General features: G+C 68.6%; 21 protein-coding genes and 1 tRNA gene. 11 read left to right on the top strand and 11 right to left on the bottom strand.

The window, feature by feature from the left end:
* Positions 1 to 4: 4 nt before the first annotated feature.
* From test1122_RS12410 to test1122_RS12380, 7 genes are all read right to left on the bottom strand, one after another.
* Positions 5 to 889, bottom strand: coding sequence for an RNA polymerase sigma factor SigF (locus test1122_RS12410; RefSeq protein ID WP_232269231.1), 885 nt, complete (start codon positions 887 to 889; stop codon positions 5 to 7).
* A gap of 200 nt (positions 890 to 1,089) precedes the next feature.
* On the bottom strand, positions 1,090 to 1,881 hold the full coding sequence (locus test1122_RS12405) for an RNA polymerase sigma factor SigF (protein WP_232269230.1): 792 nt from the start codon (positions 1,879 to 1,881) through the stop codon (positions 1,090 to 1,092).
* Between the two features lie 179 nt (positions 1,882 to 2,060).
* Positions 2,061 to 2,228, bottom strand: coding sequence for a hypothetical protein (locus test1122_RS12400; RefSeq protein ID WP_232269229.1), 168 nt, complete (start codon positions 2,226 to 2,228; stop codon positions 2,061 to 2,063).
* 303 nt (positions 2,229 to 2,531) lie between these two features.
* Positions 2,532 to 2,618, bottom strand: a tRNA-Ser gene (locus test1122_RS12395).
* 10 nt (positions 2,619 to 2,628) lie between these two features.
* Positions 2,629 to 3,132 carry a tRNA adenosine(34) deaminase TadA gene (gene tadA / locus test1122_RS12390; protein ID WP_232269228.1) on the bottom strand — a complete coding sequence of 168 codons (504 nt, stop codon included), beginning with the start codon at positions 3,130 to 3,132 and terminating at the stop codon, positions 2,629 to 2,631.
* A 30-nt stretch (positions 3,133 to 3,162) separates the two neighbouring features.
* Positions 3,163 to 3,699 (bottom strand): tRNA adenosine deaminase-associated protein, encoded by a 537-nt coding sequence (locus test1122_RS12385; protein WP_232269227.1) that lies wholly within the window; start codon positions 3,697 to 3,699, stop codon positions 3,163 to 3,165.
* A gap of 145 nt (positions 3,700 to 3,844) precedes the next feature.
* Positions 3,845 to 4,033 (bottom strand): hypothetical protein, encoded by a 189-nt coding sequence (locus test1122_RS12380; protein WP_232269226.1) that lies wholly within the window; start codon positions 4,031 to 4,033, stop codon positions 3,845 to 3,847.
* A 103-nt stretch (positions 4,034 to 4,136) separates the two neighbouring features.
* Here test1122_RS12380 and upp point away from each other — a divergent pair, with 103 nt between their 5' ends.
* Positions 4,137 to 4,772, top strand: coding sequence for a uracil phosphoribosyltransferase (gene upp / locus test1122_RS12375; protein WP_232269225.1), 636 nt, complete (start codon positions 4,137 to 4,139; stop codon positions 4,770 to 4,772).
* Between the two features lie 12 nt (positions 4,773 to 4,784).
* On the opposite strand, the gene test1122_RS12370 is transcribed toward upp, so the two are convergent.
* The 3 genes from test1122_RS12370 to test1122_RS12360 all read right to left on the bottom strand — a co-directional run bounded on the left by test1122_RS12370 (position 4,785) and on the right by test1122_RS12360 (position 7,665).
* On the bottom strand, positions 4,785 to 5,426 hold the full coding sequence (locus tag test1122_RS12370; protein WP_232269224.1) for a LytR C-terminal domain-containing protein: 642 nt from the start codon (positions 5,424 to 5,426) through the stop codon (positions 4,785 to 4,787).
* A gap of 104 nt (positions 5,427 to 5,530) precedes the next feature.
* Positions 5,531 to 5,827 carry a type II toxin-antitoxin system VapB family antitoxin gene (locus test1122_RS12365; protein WP_003999914.1) on the bottom strand — a complete coding sequence of 99 codons (297 nt, stop codon included), beginning with the start codon at positions 5,825 to 5,827 and terminating at the stop codon, positions 5,531 to 5,533.
* A 251-nt stretch (positions 5,828 to 6,078) separates the two neighbouring features.
* The gene (locus test1122_RS12360) at positions 6,079 to 7,665 is read right to left on the bottom strand and encodes a M28 family metallopeptidase (protein ID WP_232269223.1); all 1,587 of its coding nucleotides are present in this window, start codon (positions 7,663 to 7,665) and stop codon (positions 6,079 to 6,081) included.
* Positions 7,666 to 7,970: 305 nt separating this feature from the next.
* On the opposite strand from test1122_RS12360, the gene test1122_RS12355 reads away from it, so the two are divergent.
* The 4 genes from test1122_RS12355 to test1122_RS12340 all read left to right on the top strand — a co-directional run bounded on the left by test1122_RS12355 (position 7,971) and on the right by test1122_RS12340 (position 11,082).
* Positions 7,971 to 8,336, top strand: coding sequence for an SH3 domain-containing protein (locus tag test1122_RS12355; RefSeq protein ID WP_232269222.1), 366 nt, complete (start codon positions 7,971 to 7,973; stop codon positions 8,334 to 8,336).
* 199 nt (positions 8,337 to 8,535) lie between these two features.
* Positions 8,536 to 9,180, top strand: coding sequence for a phosphatase PAP2 family protein (locus test1122_RS12350; RefSeq protein ID WP_232269221.1), 645 nt, complete (start codon positions 8,536 to 8,538; stop codon positions 9,178 to 9,180).
* A complete protein-coding gene (gene mgt, locus test1122_RS12345; RefSeq protein ID WP_232269220.1) occupies positions 9,177 to 10,403 on the top strand; it encodes a macrolide-inactivating glycosyltransferase in 1,227 nt (408 codons plus the stop codon). Before test1122_RS12350 ends, mgt begins: the two co-directional genes overlap by 4 nt.
* Before the next feature lie 49 nt (positions 10,404 to 10,452).
* Positions 10,453 to 11,082 (top strand): HhH-GDP family DNA glycosylase, encoded by a 630-nt coding sequence (locus test1122_RS12340; protein ID WP_232269219.1) that lies wholly within the window; start codon positions 10,453 to 10,455, stop codon positions 11,080 to 11,082.
* A 309-nt stretch (positions 11,083 to 11,391) separates the two neighbouring features.
* Here test1122_RS12340 and test1122_RS12335 read toward each other — a convergent pair whose 3' ends face one another.
* The gene (locus test1122_RS12335) at positions 11,392 to 12,402 is read right to left on the bottom strand and encodes an ABC transporter substrate-binding protein (RefSeq protein WP_232269218.1); all 1,011 of its coding nucleotides are present in this window, start codon (positions 12,400 to 12,402) and stop codon (positions 11,392 to 11,394) included.
* A 178-nt stretch (positions 12,403 to 12,580) separates the two neighbouring features.
* On the opposite strand from test1122_RS12335, the gene test1122_RS12330 reads away from it, so the two are divergent.
* The 6 genes from test1122_RS12330 to test1122_RS12305 all read left to right on the top strand — a co-directional run bounded on the left by test1122_RS12330 (position 12,581) and on the right by test1122_RS12305 (position 20,027).
* Complete coding sequence (locus test1122_RS12330; protein WP_232269217.1) at positions 12,581 to 13,540, top strand: FecCD family ABC transporter permease; 960 nt, start codon at positions 12,581 to 12,583, stop codon at positions 13,538 to 13,540.
* A gap of 53 nt (positions 13,541 to 13,593) precedes the next feature.
* On the top strand, positions 13,594 to 14,670 hold the full coding sequence (locus tag test1122_RS12325; protein ID WP_232269216.1) for a FecCD family ABC transporter permease: 1,077 nt from the start codon (positions 13,594 to 13,596) through the stop codon (positions 14,668 to 14,670).
* Positions 14,667 to 15,569, top strand: coding sequence for an ABC transporter ATP-binding protein (locus test1122_RS12320; protein ID WP_232269215.1), 903 nt, complete (start codon positions 14,667 to 14,669; stop codon positions 15,567 to 15,569). The genes test1122_RS12325 and test1122_RS12320 overlap by 4 nt, the downstream gene beginning before the upstream one ends.
* Positions 15,570 to 15,782: 213 nt before the next feature.
* A complete protein-coding gene (locus test1122_RS12315; RefSeq protein WP_232271883.1) occupies positions 15,783 to 17,114 on the top strand; it encodes a diaminobutyrate--2-oxoglutarate transaminase family protein in 1,332 nt (443 codons plus the stop codon).
* 104 nt (positions 17,115 to 17,218) lie between these two features.
* Positions 17,219 to 18,712: a pyridoxal phosphate-dependent decarboxylase family protein gene (locus test1122_RS12310; protein ID WP_232271882.1), complete on the top strand. Its 1,494-nt coding sequence runs from the start codon at positions 17,219 to 17,221 to the stop codon at positions 18,710 to 18,712.
* Between the two features lie 67 nt (positions 18,713 to 18,779).
* Positions 18,780 to 20,027 (top strand): alanine racemase, encoded by a 1,248-nt coding sequence (locus test1122_RS12305; RefSeq protein ID WP_232269214.1) that lies wholly within the window; start codon positions 18,780 to 18,782, stop codon positions 20,025 to 20,027.
* Positions 20,028 to 20,042: the final 15 nt, after the last annotated feature.

Raw genomic sequence — 20,042 nt, 5'->3', positions numbered from 1 at the left:
CCGGTCACTCCTCTGCGATAAGGCCCTCCCGTAGCTGTGCCAGGGTGCGGGTGAGCAGTCGCGAGACATGCATCTGGGAGATGCCGACCTCCTCCCCGATCTGCGACTGGGTCATATTGCCGAAGAAGCGCAACATGATGATCTGCCGCTCGCGCGCGGGCAGTTTGGCCAGCAGTGGCTTCAGCGACTCGCGGTACTCCACGCCCTCCAGCGCGCTGTCTTCATAGCCGAGCCGGTCGGCCAGGGAGCCCTCGTTGCCGTCCTCCTCCAGCGAGGGTGAGTCGAGCGAGCTGGCGGTGTAGGCGTTTCCCACGGCCAGCCCGTCGACGACGTCCTCCTCGGACACTCCGAGGCAGGCGGCGAGTTCGGGTACGGTCGGTGATCGGTCAAGTTTCTGAGCGAGGTCATCACTGGCCTTGGTGAGTGCCAGCCGTAGCTCCTGGAGCCTGCGGGGCACCCGCACGGACCAAGAGGTGTCCCGGAAGAACCGCTTGATCTCGCCGACTACCGTCGGCATCGCGAAGGTCGGGAACTCCACGCCACGTTCACAGTCGAACCGGTCGATCGCCTTGATCAGACCAATGGTGCCGACTTGGACGATGTCCTCCATCGGCTCGTTGCGACTGCGGAAGCGGGCAGCCGCGTAGCGCACAAGCGGGAGATTGAGCTCAATGAGCGTGTCCCGGACATATGTGCGCTCCGGACTGTCCTTGTCGAGTGCGGCTAGCCGCAGGAAGAGGGAGCGGGAGAGGGTGCGGGTGTCGATGGCGTCGCAGTCTGCGGGAAGCCTGGAGAGCTCGGTGAGCCCGGGATCCCCTGAGTCGCTGTGCGGTGCGTCGGTCTTGATCACGTCGGTGAGCACCTTCGAGCTGCCCAGTTCTACGGACATGCCACCCCCTTGAGGTCGCGGACGGGTCGCAGCGGCCGCCCTCGGGATGAGGACAGCACCTCCACCTGAATACCGGCGGCGCCGCTGCGGCAAACGCAGTTCTTGCAGAATGTCACAAGTCAGCAACGCGACGTAGCGCCATGTCGATAAATTTGCACAGCTGGGAATGTGTTAGCGCGTCCGAGGTTCACTCGAACCGGTTACGCCTCGCTGGGATTTGCGGCACGCAGACGGGCGAAGCTCCGGGACAGCAGCCGGGACACATGCATCTGCGAGACCCCGAGCTCGGCACTGATCTGCGACTGGGTCAGATTGCTGTAGTAGCGAAGCAGCAGGATCCGCTGCTCCCGCTCGGGGAGCTGGACGAGCAGATGCCGTACGAGGTCCCGGTGCTCGACGCCGTCCAGCGCCGGGTCCTCATAGCCGAGCCGGTCGATGATCCCGGGCATCCCGTCCTCGCGCTCCTGCGCCGCCTCCAACGAAGTTGCCCGGTAGGCGCGTCCGGCCTCGACACAGGCCAGCACCTCCTCCTCGGTGACCTTCAGCCGCTCGGCGATCTCGGCCGTGGTGGGGGTACGGCCGTGCAGCACGGTCAGATCCTCGGTCGCCCCGCTCACCTGCACCCACATCTCGTGCAGCCGCCGGGGGACGTGGACGGTGCGCACATTGTCGCGGAAGTAGCGGCGGATCTCGCCGATGATCGTCGGCATCGCGAAGGTGGGGAACTGCACGCCGCGCTTGGGGTCGAAGCGGTCGATGGCGTTGATCAGGCCGATGGTGCCGACCTGGACGATGTCCTCCATCGGCTCATTGCGGCTGCGGAAGCGGCTGGCGACATAGCGGACCAGCGGGAGGTTCGCCTCGATGAGCGCGCCGCGTACCCGGGAGTGCTCGGCCGTGCCGGGTCGCTGCTCGGTCAACTGCTCGAACAGCAGCTGGGTCAGTGCTCGGGTCTGCGCGCTCCGGCTCTCGCGGGTCTGAGTCGCCGCCACCTCCGACCATCCCCTTCACGGTCCACGCATCCCGGCCAAAGCGGTCATAGCATCACAATTCCTGTCCACTGTGTGCAAGCATCGTATATCTCCGTGTTGGTGGTGAGTTGAACAAGTGAACGGCCCCCGCCTCCGGCGGGGGCCGTTCGGTGGAAGCCCGTTCAGCTGAGTCAGTTGAGCTAATTGACCAGCTCCGTCATAAACTCGCCGACGCCCTTCGCGGCAGTGGAGATGCCCTCGAAGCCGACCCCTACCAGTTCGGCGGAGCGCTGGGGGGAAGTGATGACCGTGTACAGGACGAAGACGACGAGGGCGTAGATCGCGATCTTCTTTATGTCCACTGTCATCTGCCTTCCATGGCTGCTGCCTGCTTGCTGCCTGCCACCTACTGCCTGCTGCCTGCCGGATATCCCTGGGCATGTCCCTGGGTCCGGGCGCCGGTGCGGTCGCGAGTCTATCCGGCCATGGCTATAACCTGATCGGGTCGTTATAGATCAAAGGCCTGACAGCTAAGGCCCTTTGCCAGTCGATTTCGTGCGCAAACGCGCGCAGGATGGACATTAAGTGCGCCAGAACTGGCAGGCAGCCATCGCGCGTACATACCGAAGGGGCCCACCCGGATCAGTCCGGGTGGGCCCCTTCGTATGAAGCGGTAGCGGTGGGATTTGAACCCACGGAGGAGTTGCCCCCTCACTCGCTTTCGAGGCGAGCTCCTTCGGCCGCTCGGACACGCTACCGAGAGGAAGCTTAGCCCACCGGGGGCCGTGCCCCGAAATCGGTATCCGGGCCGGTTGCCCGGAAGAACTCGGTCAGCAGACGGCCGCACTCGCCGGGGAGGACCCCGGCGATCACCTCGGGCCGGTGGTTGAGCCGGCGGTCCCGGATGACGTCCCACAGCGACCCGGCCGCGCCCGCCTTGGGGTCGGTGGCGCCGTACACGACCCGGTCGAGCCGGGAGAGCACGATGGCGCCCGCACACATGGTGCACGGCTCCAGGGTGACCACCAGGGTGCAGCCGGACAGCCGCCACTGACCGACCGACCGCGCGGCCTCGCGGACCGCGACCACCTCGGCGTGCGCCGTCGGGTCGCCGGTCGCCTCCCGTTCGTTGCGCCCACGCCCCAGCACCGCGCCGGTCGGCCCGAGCACCAACGCGCCGACCGGTACATCGCCCGTCTCCGTGGCCCGTACGGCCTCGGTCAGGGCAAGCCGCATCGGATCCAGCCAGGGGTCACGCAGGGGGTCTGCCATGCCCCCAGTGTGGCCCTTCCCCATGCGGCTCTACCGGACCGCCTCCAGCACATCCGTACAGCCCAGCACATCGGCGATCTCGTTGAGGGCGTCCTCCGCGTCCAGCGAGAGGACTACCTTCTCGTCCATGCCGAGGTCGGTAAGGAGTCCGGGGTCCCCGACCGGGCCCTCGGGCATCGCCTGGGCGTCGGGCTCGGGCGCGGCGTCGTCGCCGTCCGGCTCCGGTTCGCCGTCCTCCGTGCCATCGAGGTCGACGAGGCTGTCGAGGTCTTCCGGGGCTTCGGGGACGCGGCCCAGCAGCTCGTCGGTGAGCAGAATCTCGCCGTACGCGCTACGGGCGGCGGCCGCCGCGCTGGAGACATAGATCCGGGGGTCGTCCTCGCCGTCCACGCGGACGACACCGAACCATGCGCCTTCCTGTTCAATGCAGACCAGCACCGTATCGTCCCCGTCCGCGGCCTCACGGGCCAGCTCGGTGAGATCGGCGAAGGTCTCCACTTCGTCGAGTTCCGTGTCGCTCGCTTCCCAACCTTCTTCGGTGCGCGCGAGCAGTGCGGCGAAGTACACCGTGACTCTCCCACTGGTATCCGGCGTTCCGAGTGCTCAAGTGGGGCGACGCCCCGCTCACTCGGAATCGTGACAGAAACAGGCGCTCGGTGAGGGGTCTTCCGCTATGCGTCGGGCAGGTGTTTGCGGATCGACCGGGTGCACGTCACCAACGGAAGGTCCGCATCCGCATCTGCTGCCGCATCCGGGCGGCACGCGCCCGGCGCGGCCGTACTCGCTCGCGCAGCGCCCTGGCCTCGCTCAGCTCGCGCAGAAAGAGCGCGCGCCGGCGTCGGCGATCCGCGTCGACGAACTCCTCGCCGATCTCCTCACGGCGGCTGTCCGGGTCGGACATATGGCCTCACCTCCGGCCTGTGCCCCTACTCTCCCCCGGGCTGCCCTATTCCCGCCACCCCCGCGTGGGCCCTGGTCACAGCGTTCTCGGATACTGTCGAGGCATGCGGACCCACGTCGTCGACCACCCGCTGGTGGCGCACAAACTCACCACGCTGCGCGATGAGCGCACCGACTCTCCCACCTTCCGGCGGCTCGCCGACGAGCTGGTGACCCTGCTCGCGTATGAGGCCACGCGCGATGTGCGTACGGACCTGGTCGACATCAAGACCCCGGTCACGGCGACGACGGGCGTACGTCTGTCGCACCCGCGTCCGCTGGTGGTGCCGATCCTGCGGGCCGGGCTCGGGATGCTGGACGGCATGATGCGGCTGCTGCCGACCGCCGAGGTGGGGTTCCTGGGCATGATCCGCGACGAGCAGACGCTGCAGGCGTCGACCTACGCGACGCGGATGCCGGATGACCTCTCCGCGCGGCAGGTCTACGTGCTGGACCCGATGCTGGCCACGGGTGGCACGCTGGTGGCGGCGATCAAGGAGCTCATCGCACGGGGTGCGGATGATGTCACCGCGATCTGTCTGCTGGCCGCCCCCGAGGGGGTCGAGCTGATGGAGCGGGAGCTGGCGGGGACGCCGGTCACGGTGGTGACGGCGGCCGTCGATGAGCGGCTGAACGAGGTCGGCTACATCGTGCCGGGCCTGGGCGACGCGGGTGACCGTATGTACGGCACGGCGGGGTAGCCCCGCCCGGTCTCAGCAGGGCGCAGCGGATGGCTTGGGGGAGGGGCTGGCCAGGGCGGCCAGGACCTTCTTGGCCTCTCGTCGTTGCGTCAGGTCCTTGTAGCCGCTCCCGATGATCAGGTCGACACTCTTCGCGGCCTTGCCCTCCCGGGCCTTGTCCGTCTTGGTCTGCGCCTTGGCGAGATGCGCGCCCAGGACCATCAGGTGGCCACTCTTCTTCGCCTTGGGCGTGCCCAGGAGCAGACCGGTCGCCTTGACCTTCTTGTCGAACTCGGGCGGGGCGTTGTCGATCTCACCGATCTTGAAGCCGCGTTTCTTCAGCTCTTCCGCGGTGTCTTTGGCGAGACCGCTGCGTGGCGTGGCGTTATAGACATTGACGGTGATCGTCGACGGCTGGGGGAGCTTCCTCGGTTCCGGCTCGTCCGGGGGCTTGCAGTCGCCGCGGTTCCGCTTGGCGCTCACCCTCTTCTCGTCGTCTCCGCCGAAGACGCTGATGAGCTGCAGCGTCCCCCACGCGATCAGGCTCAGCGCGGAGACCGTGGCGATGGCGCCAAGAACGATTCTGCGGCGGCTTCGGGGCCGTCGCATACGGGGATAGCGGTCACCCGTGACGCGGTACTTACCGCCCATGCCAGGGGGCGTCAGCATGCTCATGAGCGCAGCGTAGCCCGGGGACCGGGTGCTGCCTACTAGATGATCAATGGGTGCCGGGCAGCCCAACCCAAAAGGGTCAAAGCGGGCTGGGCCGCATGCTGGGCTCAGTCCAGCTCAAGAACCCGTGCGTGCAGCACCTGGCGCTGCTGCAGCGCGGCCCGTACGGCCCGGTGCAGCCCGTCCTCCAAATAGAGGTCACCCTGCCACTTCACGACATGCGCGAAGAGATCGCCGTAGAACGTCGAGTCCTCGGCGAGCAGGGTTTCCAGATCGAGCTGGCCCTTGGTGGTGACGAGCTGGTCAAGGCGCACCGGGCGTGGGGCAACATCCGCCCACTGGCGGGTGCTTTCCCGGCCGTGGTCAGGGTACGGCCGACCGTTTCCGATTCGCTTGAAGATCACACGGAAAGCCTACCGGGCGAGCGGCTCCGGGCGCAGCCTCGTGGCGACGGGACATAACCTCTCCTCTCACTCGATACGGGGCATGGGAGAGCTCTGCTCGGGGCGGCTCATTCGCTCGAAAGAAGGGTGTCTGTCTCCTCTCCGCCCGGCACACCACAGGCGCTGAGCCGGGGGAGTGGCTCAGCGCCTGCGCGCGTTTCCTCTGTTTCACATGCTTCGCGTGCTCATGCTTCACACGCTCCGCGTGCCTGTTATGCGGTGACCTCGTGGCCGTGGTCCTCGTGCAGACCGCCACCGCTGTCCGTGCCGCCCTTGGGCTGGTCGTAGTCCGGCACCGGCTGGTTCAGGGAGCTGGTGTCCCAGGCGTAGTTACCGACCGCGTTGGCGATCACCTTGATGTTGGCGTCGAACGCGAACATGTCGAGGTTGGTGATGTCGTCACCGGCCTGGTGGTAGTTCTCGTCGTACGCCACCCCGGCCTGGCCGCCCCACAGCTTGACCTGCTCCTCGGTCTTGATCCCCTCGGCACCGGTGAAGGTGCCGCCTGCGGGGATGCCGACCTCGATGAACGGACCGTAGTCCGAGCGGCCGCTGAAGGCGGTGCCACGCGGCTGGTGGCCCTGCGACTTCATGAACTCATTGATGCCGTACTCGATCTGGGACGAGCCCTCCGGGCCCGGGTCGGACAGTCCCTCGGAGCCATCGCCGTCATAGACGAAGAGGCCGTAGTTCGGCGAGGCGATCATGTCGAAGTTGAGGTACAGCGAGATCTGCTCGCGCTCCTTCTCGGAGAGGTTCTCGACGTAGTACGTCGATCCCTGCAGGCCCACCTCCTCGGCGGTCCACAGCGCGAAGCGCACCTTGTTCGCGGGCTGCTTGTGGTGCTTGCCGTGCCACTGCTTGGTGGCCTTGGCGAACTGCAGCGCGGACTCCAGGATGCCGGCCGAGCCGGAGCCGTTGTCGTTGATGCCGGGGCCGTCCGCGACCGAGTCGAGGTGGGCGCCGAGCATGACCACGTTGTCCGGGTCACCACCGCGGGTCTCGGCGATGACGTTGGGCGTCCTGCGGTCCTCCTGGAACTCGATGAGCTCCAGATTGACCGTCACATCGCCCTTGGCGACCTCATCGGAGAGGGCGTCGCCCGCCTCCTTGCTGAGCCCGCCGGTCGGGACACGGGCCGCGTCGGCGTCGCCCAGGGTGCCATTGAGGTCACCATCGAGGTGGTTGTAGATCACGGCGCCGACCGCACCGGCGTCGGCGGCGTTCGCCTGCTTCTTCGCGAAGGTGCAGCCGCCGCGCTTGATCAGCGCGACCTTGTCCGTGAAGTCTCCGGCGGCGAAGTCCTCGGCCTCACAGCCGGTGGTGCCGTCCTCGTCTGCCGGTACCTCGGCGACGGGCGCCTCGATGCCGCCTTCGGGGGTGCTCTTGGTGTACGTCATCAGCTTGATCGGGACGTCACGCCGTTCGGGCGTCAGCACCGTCAGCTTCTCCGCGACGGTTTCGCGGTAGGTGAAGGTGAAGTCCTGGTACGTGACCTTGTAACCGGCGGCCTTCAGCAGGGAGCCCGCGTACTTCGCGGACAGCTCGTGCCCGCGCGTACCGGCGGCGCGGTTGTCGTCGTTGGCGTCGGCGAAACGCTGAAAGGCCTTCATATGCTTCATGGCGCCGTCGGCGCTGGTCTTCTTGACCAGCTGTCTGGCCAACTTCCGCCCGTGGTGCGCCGGATCCGACGTGGCGGTGGCGGGCGACGCGGTCGCGGCGATCAGCAGCGGTGTGGCGAGCGCGGCAGCGGAGAGCGCCGCGATCGCGCGGCGTCTGCTGCGGAGTGAAGCGTGCACAGGCAGGGTCCTTCCGGTTCATACGGTGGGGACAGAGGGACAGTGCTGTTCGAGGGGGGTGAATCCGTGTTCGGGATACGAACACGATGAAAGTGAAAGTTAGTGCCACGACGGCCTCGTGGGAACGGATGTGCCGTATTTCACTCTGCGTCACGGTGGGCGGAACGCCCGGACACGCCGTCAGGTGTGGGGCCGTGATGGGCTCATCGGGTGACTTGGCGGTATGGCAGCGACGCCTCGGACCCTCCGGGACTCATCGTCTTCAGCGGGAAAGGGATCAGTCCATCGACAAGGAGATACCGCCCATGCTGAAGAACGGGAAGTTCGCCGCCGCGCTGACCACCGGCGCGCTGGCCGTCGGTCTGATGGGCGCGGCGCCCTCGCTGGCGGCTGAACAGCCTGCGCCTGCGCCAGCTCCGGGGCCGTCCGCTGCCGCCGCCCACGTCAAGGGCAGGGTCATCGCGCGCACCGGCATCAACATTCGTGCCAGGGCCAACACACAGTCCAGAGTGCTGGGCGCCTTCCGCCACGGTGCCATCATCAAGCTGTCCTGCAAGGTCCGCGGAGAGCGGGTCAACGGCAACAACATCTGGTACAGGCTGGCTGGCCGCTCCGGCTTTGTCTCCGCTCGCTATGTCGTCAACCTTGCCCCGGTGAAGTTCTGCCGCTGAGCGGCTGAGCGGTGGGGCACCCGCACGGCTCTGCGGGTGCCCCTTTCTCATTGGTCATGCTTCTTATTGGTCATGTCCTGCGCAGGGCGCTGGCCCACCACTGCGCCGGTGCGTCGACGGTGTGTCAAGGCGGCTGACCGCTACGCGGGCTGCTGTATCTTCAGGCCGCTGCGAGCCGCGATATGGCAGGGAATCATCCGTGACCGACACCGTTACCGCTTCTCCGGGCTCTGCTGCCGCCCATCGGCTGGCCAAGCTCGTCACCGATGTGTTCGCTCCGGGCATCCTGGTCATAGCCGTCCTGCTCGCCGTCGGGTGGCACAGCACCCACAGCCTGCGTGGGGTCGGTTGGGGTCTCCTCGCCGGACTGTTCTGTGGCGTTGTCCCGTACGCGTTCATCGCGGTCGGGGTCCGGCGCGGACGCTGGACCGACCGGCATCTCCGTGTCCGACGGCAGCGTTTCGTTCCATTCCTGGTCACCATGGGGTCCGTGGCCTCGGGGAACATCGCGCTCGCCGTCCTCGGTGGCCCCCGGGAAGTGGTCGCACTGGTCACCGCCATGCTGACAGGGCTGGTGGTCACGCTCGCTGTGACCAGCTGGTGGAAGATCTCCGTGCACACCGCTGTGGCAGGCGGCGCGGTCGCCATCCTTGTGCTCACTTACGGCACATCGCTGGTGATGGGCGCTCCCTTGGTGGCGTTAATCGGCTGGTCGCGTGTGCGGCTGCGGGTTCACAGCCCGGCCCAGACGGTGGTGGGGGCGTTGGTCGGCGCCGCTGTCGCCGCGTCCGTCTTCACCATTCATTTGAACGAGACGTATCGTCTCGTTATGTTGGAGGCATGACCTCTTCGAAGAGTGCCCACATCGCCATGTTCAGCATCGCCGCGCCCGGGCACGTCAATCCGAGCATCGAAGTGATCCGGGAGCTTGTCGCCCGTGGACACCGCGTCACCTACGCGATCCCCGGCCCGTTCGCCGAGAAGGTCGCCGCTGCCGGCGCCGAGCCCGTTGTCTACACCTCGACGCTCCCCACCGAAGACGAGCCGGACGCCTGGGGCAGTGAAATCATCGATTACTTCGAGTTGTTCCTGAACGACGCCGTCCAGGCGCTGCCGCAGCTGGCCGGGGCGTATGAGAGCGACCGCCCTGACCTCGTCATCCATGACATCACCGCATACCCAGCGCCTGTCCTCGCCCACCGCTGGGGTGTTCCGGCCGTACAGCTCTCGCCGAACCTGGTCGCCTGGGAGGGGTACGAGGAGGAGGTGGCGGAGCCGATGCTCGCTGAACTCAGGCAGTCCGAGCGCGGCAAGGCCTACTACGCGCGCTACCGCGCGTGGCTCGATGAGCACGGCATGACACACACCGACCCGGACCGGCTGATCGGCCGTCCACGCCGGTGTCTCGTGCTGATCCCCGAGGTCCTTCAGCCCCATGCGGACCGGGTCGACGCGACCGTCTACACCTTCGTCGGCGCCTGCCAGGGTGACCGGGCGGAACAGGGCGAATGGCAGCGTCCGGCCGATGCGGAGAAGGTGCTGCTGGTCTCGCTCGGTTCGACCTTCACCAAGCAGCCCGGCTTCTACCGCGAGTGCGTCGGTGCATTCGGTGATCTGCCCGGCTGGCATGTCGTCCTGCAGATCGGCAAGCACGTCGAAGTGTCCGAGCTCGGGGAGCTCCCGGCCAATGTGGAGGTGCGTGACTGGGTGCCGCAACTGGCCGTTCTCAGGCAGGCCGACGCCTTCATCACCCACGCGGGCGCCGGCGGCAGCCAGGAGGGCCTGGCCACCGGCACACCGATGGTCGCGGTCCCGCAGGCCGTCGACCAGTTCGGGAACGCCGACATGCTGCAGTCGCTCGGCGTCGCCCGGCATGTGCCGATGGCGGAGGCCACCGCGGGGACGCTGCGTAAGACGGTCCTCGCCCTGGTGAACGATCCTGAGGTGGCCGCGAAGTCAGCGGCGCTCCGGCGGCGGATGGCGTCGGAAGGCGGCACCCAGCGGGCAGCCGGTCTGATCGAGGCGGAGCTGTGGGCGGGGGTGAGCGCGGGGGTGAGCGCGGAGTAATCCAGACCGTGCCGGGAACCCGCGCAGGGGACCGAGGGTGGTGAAGCGAATGAGCAAGAAGAGCGAAGCCGTGGTCCAGGCCCTGCTGGACCAGCAAGGCCAGACCTACGCAGCTGAGGCGGGCATCAAGCTCCGGGACACCCCTGGGCCCCTGTACCAGCTCCTGGTGCTCTCCCATCTGCTGTCCGCCCGGATCAAGGCGGATATCGCGGTGGCGGCGGCCCGTGCGCTCTTTGACGCCGGAATGCGGGACGCACGGAAGATGATCGACGCGACCTGGCAGCAGCGCGTCGACGCGCTCGGTGAGGGCGGCTACCGGCGCTATGACGAGCGGACCGCCACCCAGCTGGGTGAGGCGGCCGAAATTCTGCTGGACAAGTACAAGGGTGATCTGCGGCGGATGCGCGAGCAGGGTGACCCGGAGAAGCTGCTGCAGGGGTTCCCGGGGATAGGGCCCGCCGGGGTCAACATCTTTCTCCGGGAGGCGCAGGGCGTCTGGCCGGAGTTCGCGCCGTACCTCGACGCCAAGGCGCTCGAGGGGGCCGAGCGTGTTGGGCTGCCGAAGACGCCGAAGTCGCTTGCGCGGCTGGTGGACGAGGCCGATCTGCCCCGTCTCGCGGCGGCCCTCGTGCGCGTTGCCCTCGACAAGCAGGCCGCAGAATCAGTCCGCTCCGCTTGACCCGGGAGGGGTTTCCCCTAACCCACCCCTTCCCGAAACTGGGGGCTTGCGCCCCCAGACCCCCACAGTGTTGTGGGCAGTCGTTCCGCAGGGCGTGGGGGCACCTCCCAGCGTTAGCTGGGGGAGGGTGGGCACAACACCCGGCCACCGTCCCGCACCGGCCAACCCCGGGGCCCGGGGCTACGCCCCGGTTTCCGGGAAGGGGCGGGATACGGGGAAACCCACCCACAGCACCCCGCAGCCGGACCCCGAGACGTACGCCCCGCCGCGTGGCGGGGCGTACGAATCAGTACGGGGCATGCCGGGGAGTCAGGACTTCGCCGCGTCGACCTCGTACGTCTTCGCGATATCGTCCAGCACAGCCTCCGCGCCGTACAGACCCACGGCGAGCATCCAGGTGGTGTCATCGACCTCGTGGACGTCACCCTTGAGCTGCTTCCACAGCGGGTTGGCCTGGTACTTCCGCTGGCTCTTCTTTGACGCGCCCTGGGCGTCCGGGTAGGCGGTCACGAAGATGTCATCCGCGTCCACCTTCTTGATCTCCTCTTCGGAGATGTCGGCGTTAAAGCCGGTGCCCTGGGCGTCCTTGGGCTTGTCGAAGCCCAAGTCGTTCAGGATGACACCGATGTAGGTGTCCTCCTTGTAGAGCCGGGTCGGGCCGTCCACGAAGCGCACAACGGAGACCGACGGGTTGCCGTCCTCCTTCTTGCGGACGCTGTCACCGATCTGCTTGGCGCGCTTGTCGAAGGCGGAGATCTTCTCCTTGGCCAGCTCCTCCTTACCGAGGGCCTTGCCGACCAGGTCCAGGTTCTCCTTCCAGGTGGCGCCGGTGTCCTCGGTGAAGACGGTCGGTGCGATCTCCTGAAGCTGCTTGTACAGCTTCTCGTGCCGCACCTTGGCAGAGATGATCAGGTCGGGCTTCAGCGAGAGAATCTTCTCCAGGCTCGGCTCCTCAAGCAGGCCGACCGGAGTGGCCTTCGCGGCGTACTTCTTGACGTCCCCGCCGAAGTACTCCGGAAGCTTCTCGTCGGGCTTCTCGAAGGTGGTGTAGCCAACCACCTCGGTCTCCAGCGCCAGGGTCGCGTCGACGAACGTCATATCGAGCGCGACGACCCGCTCGGGGGCCTTCTTGAGCTCGGTCTTGCCCATGGCGTGCTCGACCGTGCGCGGGAAAGCGGAATCGGAGGAGCCGGACTTGCCGTCCTTGGCATCCGTATCCTTGTCCGAGCTGCCGCCGCAAGCGGCGGTGGCGAGCAGGCTGGCGGTGACGGCGGCAGCGCCGACGGTTCGGCCGAAGCGAGTGAGCCAACGGGCTCTCATCAGGGGGTCCCTTCTCTCACGGGGGTGTGCGCTGTAAGGATAGGCTCACCTAACTTACATGCGCGGCACGGCGGAGGAGATCGTGATAGAAGCGCTATCTGCGCCACCCCGGAAGCGGGTGATGCGGCAGGTTGCGTCAGGACGTGCCCGAAAACGCTGGATTGGGCTGCTTGTCCTGGTGGGACTGCTGGTTGTGACGGTGCTGCTGAGCATCGCGCTCGGTGCCAAGACCCTCACCCTGACGCAGGTGTGGCACGGGGTGTGGAGCCCTGTCGGGGCGGAGGGCGACATCATCATCCGCTCGCTCCGGGTGCCGCGTACCGCGCTGGGGATCGCCGCCGGGGTCGCGCTGGGCGTGGCCGGGGCGCTGATGCAGGGGCACACCCGTAACCCCATCGCCGATCCGGTGGTGCTCGGCATCAGTGCCGGCGCGGGGATGTGCGTCGTGGTGTCCATCTTTCTTCTGGGAGTCACCAGCCTCTACGGGTATGTCTGGTTCGGCTTTCTGGGAGCGGCGATCGCGAGTGTCCTGGTCTATCTGGTGGGCGCCGCCGCCCGTGGCGGGGCGACGCCGGTAACGCTGGCGCTCGCGGGGGCCGCCGCCCATGCCCTGTTCACCGCCCTCACCGCGGGCATGGTCATCTTCGACCGGCAGGCGCTGGATACGTACCGCTTCTGGACGGTCGGATCGGTCAGTGGCCGGCCCCTTGAACTCACCGCGCAGGCACTTCCGTTCATCGTGGCCGGGCTGCTGCTGGCAGCGCTCAACGCCTCCGGTCTCAACGCCCTGTCCCTCGGCGAGGATGTGGCCCGCACACTCGGGGTACGGGTCGGGCTGACCCGGGCCACCGGCATGGCCGCGATCACCCTGCTCACCGGGACCGCGGTCGCCATCTGCGGACCCATCGGGTTTGTCGGCCTGGTGGCCACCCATATCGCACGCTACTTCGCCGGTCCTGACTACCGATGGGTGCTCGCCTACGCGGGGCTGCTGGGCGGAGTGCTGACGGTCGGTGCGGATGTCCTCGGCCGTTTGGTGGCCCGGCCCGGTGAGCTCGAGGTGGGCATCATGCTCGCGCTCATCGGGGCGCCGGTCTTCATCCATCTGGTGCGCCGCCGTAAGCCGGTGAGGCTATGAGCGATACAGAAACCGGCATAGAAACTGGCAGAGAAACCGGTACGAGAACCGGCATGAAGAACCAGCCCATCGTCCCTGGCCGGTCACCGGTGCGGGTCGGTCCGGCCTCCGCGGTATGGCGCCCCCGGATCGTGGCGGTGCCGCTGGTCACCGCACTCGCGCTGTTCGCCGCCATCGTCATCAACACCGGCCGGGGAGACTTCTCGCTGCCGGTCACCAACGTGGTCCACGTACTCTTCGGCGGCGGCGAGTCGGTTGACCGGCTCGTTGTGCTTGAGCTGCGGATGCCGCGTTCTGTGGCGGGCGCGCTCGTTGGTGCTTCGCTGGCGCTGGCCGGGGCCATCTTCCAGGGGATCGCCCGTAATCCGCTGGCCAGTCCGGACATTCTCGGCATTACCTCCGGCGCGGGTGTGGGCGCGATCACGGTCATTGTCTTCGGCGGCGCCTATGGGGGCGTCAGCGGGCCGCTGGCCGATATCGGCGTGCCGACCGCCGCGGTGCTGGGCGGGCTGCTGACGGCCGTAGCGATCTACGTGCTCGCCGTACGGCGGGGGCTGTCCGGCTACCGGGTGCTGCTGGTGGGCGTCGGAGTGAACGCCGTACTCACCAGCGTGACGTCCTGGCTGCTCATCAAGGCGAACATCGTGGACGCCGGGCGCGCCCTGCTCTGGCTCAACGGGAGTCTCAACGCCGCCAACTGGGACACCGTACGGCCGGTCGCCTGGGCGCTGGCCCTGCTGCTGCCCGCGGCTCTGGTGCTGTCCTTCCAGTTCGGCGCGCTCGCCTTCGACGAGGACACCGCGCGTGGCCTCGGGGTACGGATGACCGCCGCCCGGGCCGCACTGCTGCTCACCGCCGTACTGCTGACCGCCACCGCCACCGCGGCGGCAGGCCCGGTCGCCTTTGTCGCGCTCGCCTGCCCACAGCTCGCGGTGCGCCTGCTGCGCACCGGCACGCCCCCGCTGCTCGCCTCGGCTCTCCTTGGGGCAGCCATTACGGTGTGGGCCGATGTGCTGGGTCGTACCGCCTTCGGCGACTTCGAACTCCCCGTCGGCATTCTCACCGCGGCGCTGGGCGCGCCCTACCTGCTGTATTTGCTCATTCGGAGTGGAAAGGGCCGGAAGCCATGACGGAGACCCTCGGGACGGCCTTCCAGACAGCCGAGCCGCCGGATGTCGCGGTGCCCGGTGCGGGGGTGCGGCTGCGGGCGGAGCGGCTGACCCTGTCCTATGGTGACCAGCCCGTCGTCCATGAGCTGGAGCTGGATATCCCCGATGGTTCGGTTACGGCCATCATCGGCCCCAACGGGTGCGGCAAATCCACCCTGTTGCGCGCGTTCGGGCGGTTGATGAAACCCCGGAGCGGCCACGTGCTGCTGGACGGCATGCCCATCCACCGGATGCCCACCCGGCAGGTCGCGGGTCTGGTCGGTCTGCTGCCGCAGACGCCCATCGCCCCGGAGGGGCTGAGCGTCGCCGACCTGGTGGCGCGTGGCCGTCATCCGCACCAGACCTGGTACCGGCGCTGGTCCTCGGAGGATGAGGCAGCCGTAGAGCAGGCGCTGCGCAGCACCGGCACATATGACCTGGCCGAGCGCACCCTCGATGAGCTGTCCGGCGGCCAGCGGCAGCGCGCCTGGATCGCCATGGCGCTGGCCCAGAACACCGAGCTGCTGTTGCTCGACGAGCCGACCAACCATCTGGATCTGGCGCACCAGATCGAGGTGCTGGACCTCGTCCGGGAGCTGCACCAGGACACCGGCCGGACGGTGGTACTGGTGCTGCACGATCTGTCCCTGGCCGCGCGGTACGCCGACCGGCTCATCGCGATGAAGGACGGCCGGATCGTGGCGCGCGGCGCCCCGGCGGAGGTGCTGACCGAGGAGCTGCTGAGCGAGGTGTTCGGGCTGACCGCCCGGATCCGGCACGACGAGGAGACCGGAGCGCCGCTGGTCATTCCGCTGAGCCGGCAGCAGGCACGGCAGCAGGCACGGCAGCAGGCACGGGAAGCGGGTACGGCAGGGGTCTGACGAGCCGTAACTCCCAACGCGCCCTGGCACCGACGGTGTTCGCCGTCCGGTGCGTCAGTCATGGCCGAATACCGGCGGGGCCCCGTTTTAAGAATCATGAAGGTTAGGCTAACCTAACTTCTCGCGAGCTGGCCGTGAGACCTCACGGTTGGCGCCGTGTGTGCTGCCACCGCACGCTCGCTCCGTACCGTGACCGAAGGGCCTGAAGCAAAAATGCTGCGTGCTCAACTCCTCGACCGCCAAGCACAACGCGAGTCCGCCGCCCGCACCTATGCCCGGACCATTCCGGTGGCTCCGGTCGCCGCCGCCGGAGCGGAGGTCACCGGAGCCGATGGACGTACGTACCTCGACTGCCTCTCCGGCGCGGGCACGCTCGCCCTCGGCCACAACCACCCCGAGGTGACCGGGGCACTGCGCGAGGCACTCCGCTCCGGGGCTCCGCTGCACACCCTCGACATGATCACCCCGGCGAAGGACGCGTTCAGCGAGGAGCTGCTGGGCCAGCTCCCCGGCACCCTGCGTCACCAGGCGAAGCTGCATTTCTGCAGCCCCGCCGGGACCGACGCGGTCGAGGCCGCGCTCAAGCTCGCCCGCAACGCCACCGGTCGCCAAGGGGTCTTCGCCTTCACCGGGGCCTACCACGGCATGACCCTCGGGGCGTCCGCGGTCTCCGGACCGGAGCGGATGCGCGGCCAGCTGACCGACGCCCAGCCCGTCACCCGGCTGCCCTACCCCTATGGCTACCGCTGCCCGTTCGGCGTCGGCGCCGAGCAGGCCGGTGAACTCTCCGCCCGTCTCCTGGAGAGCTTCCTCACCGACCCGAGCAGCGGTGTCGCCACCCCCGCCGCCGTCATCCTGGAGGTCGTCCAGGGGGAAGGCGGCGTGGTCGAAGGCCCGGACGCCTGGCTGCGTGAGGTGCGCCGGATCACCGCTGAACATGGTGTGCTCCTCATCATCGACGAGGTGCAGACCGGCATCGGCCGTACCGGCTACTACTGGGCCTGCGAACGGGCCGGTGTCACCCCCGACGTCCTCGTCACCTCCAAGGCCGTCGGCGGTGGGCTGCCGCTGGCCCTCATCGCCTACCGGCCGGACCTCGACACCTGGCAGCCGGGCGACCACACCGGAACCTTCCGCGGCAACACCCTGGCCATGGTGGCCGGCCAGATCACGCTGCGTACCGTGGCCCAGGAGCAACTCCCGGAGCACGCCGAGAAGCTGGGCGCCCGGATCCGCGGCGGCCTGCGCGACTTGGCCCTGGATCACCCGGCGATCGGTGAGGTACGCGGCCGCGGCCTGATGATCGGCGCCGAACTTGTCGACCCCGACGCCGAACCCGACCGGCTGGGCTCCCTGCCGGGCAACCCGCGCTACGCCAGGGCTCTGCAAGCAGCCTGTCTCGAGCGTGGCCTGATGCTCGAACTCGGCGGCCGCGGCGACACCGTGCTGCGGTTGCTGCCGCCGCTCGTACTCACCGATGCCCAGGCGGACTCCGTAATGAACCGCCTCACCGACGCCCTGACCGATGTGGAGCGTGCCGCGTGACCCCGTACCGTGACACCACCGATACCGCTGACACCACCGATACCGTTAACGCCACCGACACCGCCGTCGCCGCGGGTCCGGAAGACCCGCGTGCCCTGCGGGCCATGACGACCGTGGCCCTTGACGCGCTCGCCGATGGCGCCGCCGCCCGTGGTGGGCCGCTGCCCATCGGCGGCCCGGAGGCGGTGGCCGCCCGTACCCGGGCCCTGTGCGCACCGTTGTTCCCCACGGCGGGGGTGGGCGCACATGACGCCCTCTATGACGTCGTACGTGCTGCGGCGCAGGGCGCGGCCGACCCCGGTGACGCCTACTGCGTCGCCCATCTGCACTGCCCGCCGCTGGCCGTGGCCGCCGCCGCCGACCTCGCGGCTTCCGCCCTCAACCCCTCCATGGACTCCTGGGACCAGGCACCGGCCGCCGCCGTCATCGAGGAAGAGGTCACCGCCGCCCTGGCCGCGCTGGTCTACCCCGGCCATGCCGAGCCCGATGCCCTGATCACCAGCGGCGGTACCGAGTCCAACCTCGTCGCCCTGCTGCTCGCCCGGGAACGCGCCCGCGCCCAGGGCGCCCGTAGCGTTCAGGTGCTGTGCGGCGCCAACGCACACCACAGTGTGCGCCGCGCCGCCTGGATCCTCGGCCTGCCGACGCCGGTGACCGTGGAGTGCCGCGCCGGGCGGATGGTTCCGGCCGCCCTCGACCGGGCTCTCACCGAGGTGGGCGGCGGTCCCGCTCTGGTGGTGGCCACCGCGGGCACGACCGATGAAGGGCTGATCGACCCGCTCCCGGAGCTGGCCCAGGTCGCCCAGTGCCATGGCGCTGAGCTCCATGTCGACGCGGCATACGGCGGTCCGCTGCTGTTCAGCGAGGAACTCGCCGTCCGGCTGCGGGGGATTGAGCACGCGGTCTCTGTCACCTACGACCTGCACAAGCTGGGCTGGCAGCCGGTCGCGGCCGGTGTGCTCGCCGTCGCTGACACGGCCGCTCTGCAGGCGTTGTCACTGACCGCTGACTATCTCAACGCCGATGATGACACCGAGGCCGGGATGCCGGATCTGCTCGGCCGTTCGATCCGTACCTCACGCCGCCCCGACGTGCTGAAGATCGCCACAACGCTGCGTGCCCTCGGCCGTAACGGACTTGGCCAGCTCGTGGAGCACTGTGTGGCGACCGCGGGGCAGTTCGGCCAGGCGGTGGACACACACCCGGCACTGCGCCGCCGCCCCGGCGACATCGGGATCAGCACCGTGCTCTTCCGGCCCACCGCCGCCGACCCGCTGTCCCCCGACGCCGGTGATGAACTGGTCGCCGCCATCCGGCGGGAGCTGCTCGCCGAGGGGCTGGCCGTGCTGGGCCGGGCCTGGGCCGAGGACGGCGACGGCCGCTCGCGCCTCTGGCTCAAGGCGACCTTGCTGCATCCCCGTACCACGGCCGCTGACCTGGACGGGCTCCTGAAGCTGGTCGCTGAGCGCGCGGAGTTGCTGACCGGCCGGGAGACCGCTGTGGCCCCCTCGGTTCCCTCGGCCCGGTCGGCTCCCTCGGCTCCGTCGGCCCCCTCGGGCCCGTTGGCCGGCCTTGGTAAGACACCGGCGATGAGTTAGCTTAGCCTCGCCTAAGTTCCCGACGTCCAGCCGACTCCGAAACCGTTTCCCCAACCCAAGGCAGCCTGTGTCCATCGAACTCCCGCCGTCCGCAGCCCCCCGTTCCGCCTACCCGCTGGAGGTGCTCCCTGAGCGAGTGCGCCGCCGACTGCTGGAGCTGGCACGGTCCGAGACGCCGGTGGCGGCCTATCTGTACGACGCGCAGGTCGCCGCCGGGCGCGCCCGCGAGCTGCGGGCGGCGCTGCCGGACTGGGCGGCGGTCTACTACGCGGTGAAGGCGAACTCCTTCCCCGGCATCGTCCAGGGGCTGGCCCCGTATGTGGACGGCTTCGAGGTCGCCTCCCGCTCCGAACTGGAGCTGGCCGTGGCGGCCACCCGCGACCGGGAGGCGCCGGGCCCGGCGCCCATCGTGGCCGCCGGCCCCGCCAAGTCCGTGCCCGTGCTGACCGATCTGGTCAGGGCCGGTGTGGCGGCCATCAACGCCGAGAGCCTGCTTGAGCTGCACCGGATCAGCCGGATCGCCGTCCAGCTGGGCACCACCGCCCGGGTGGCCCTCCGGGTCAACCCCGCGGACATCCCGGTGACCGGCTCGCTGCATATGGGCGGCGAGGCCTCCCAGTTCGGGGTGGCCGAGCCCGATGTCCCGGAGGTGCTGAGCCAGGCCCGCCGACTCCCCGGCATCGAGCTGACCGGCTTCCATATCCACGCGGCCTCCAACAACCTCGACGCCGACAGCCAGGCCGCGTACCTGCGCTGGTGCGTGGAGTGGAGCGTGGCCACCGCCGCCGCGCACGGCATCGAGCTGCGGCATATCGACATCGGCGGCGGCATCGGGGTCGCCTTCGAAGGGGAGGAACCTTTCGATGTGGCCCGCTTCGGCGCGCTCGTCGGCGAGACAACGCCGCCGCCCGGCGTCAAGGTGATCCTGGAGCCCGGCCGCTTCCTCGTCGCCGACTGCGGCTGGTACGCCGCCGAAGTCACCGATGTCAAGGCCTCCTACGGCGAGTGGTTCGCCATGCTGCGCGGCGGCATCAACCACTTCCAGCTGCCCACCTCCTGGGACATCGTGCACAACGTCGCCGTACTCCCCATCGAGCACTGGCCCGAGGACTGCCCGCGCCCCACGGCCGAGAACACCCGGGTGACCGTCGTCGGCGAGCTGTGCACTCCCGAGGACACCCTGCTGCGGGATGTCCGGATGGACCGGATACGCGCGGGTGACCTCGTGGTGTTCCCCTACGCGGGCTCCTACGGCTGGGAGTTCGCCATGCACAGCTTCCTCGGCCACCCCACCGCCGACCGCCTGCTGCTCTGAACCGGGAGCCCCACC

Source organism: Streptomyces gobiensis (genome assembly GCF_021216675.1).
GTDB lineage: Bacteria > Actinomycetota > Actinomycetes > Streptomycetales > Streptomycetaceae > Streptomyces > Streptomyces gobiensis.
The sequence above is the reverse complement of the archived record's forward strand: the minus strand, read 5'-3'. Positions and strand labels throughout refer to the sequence as shown.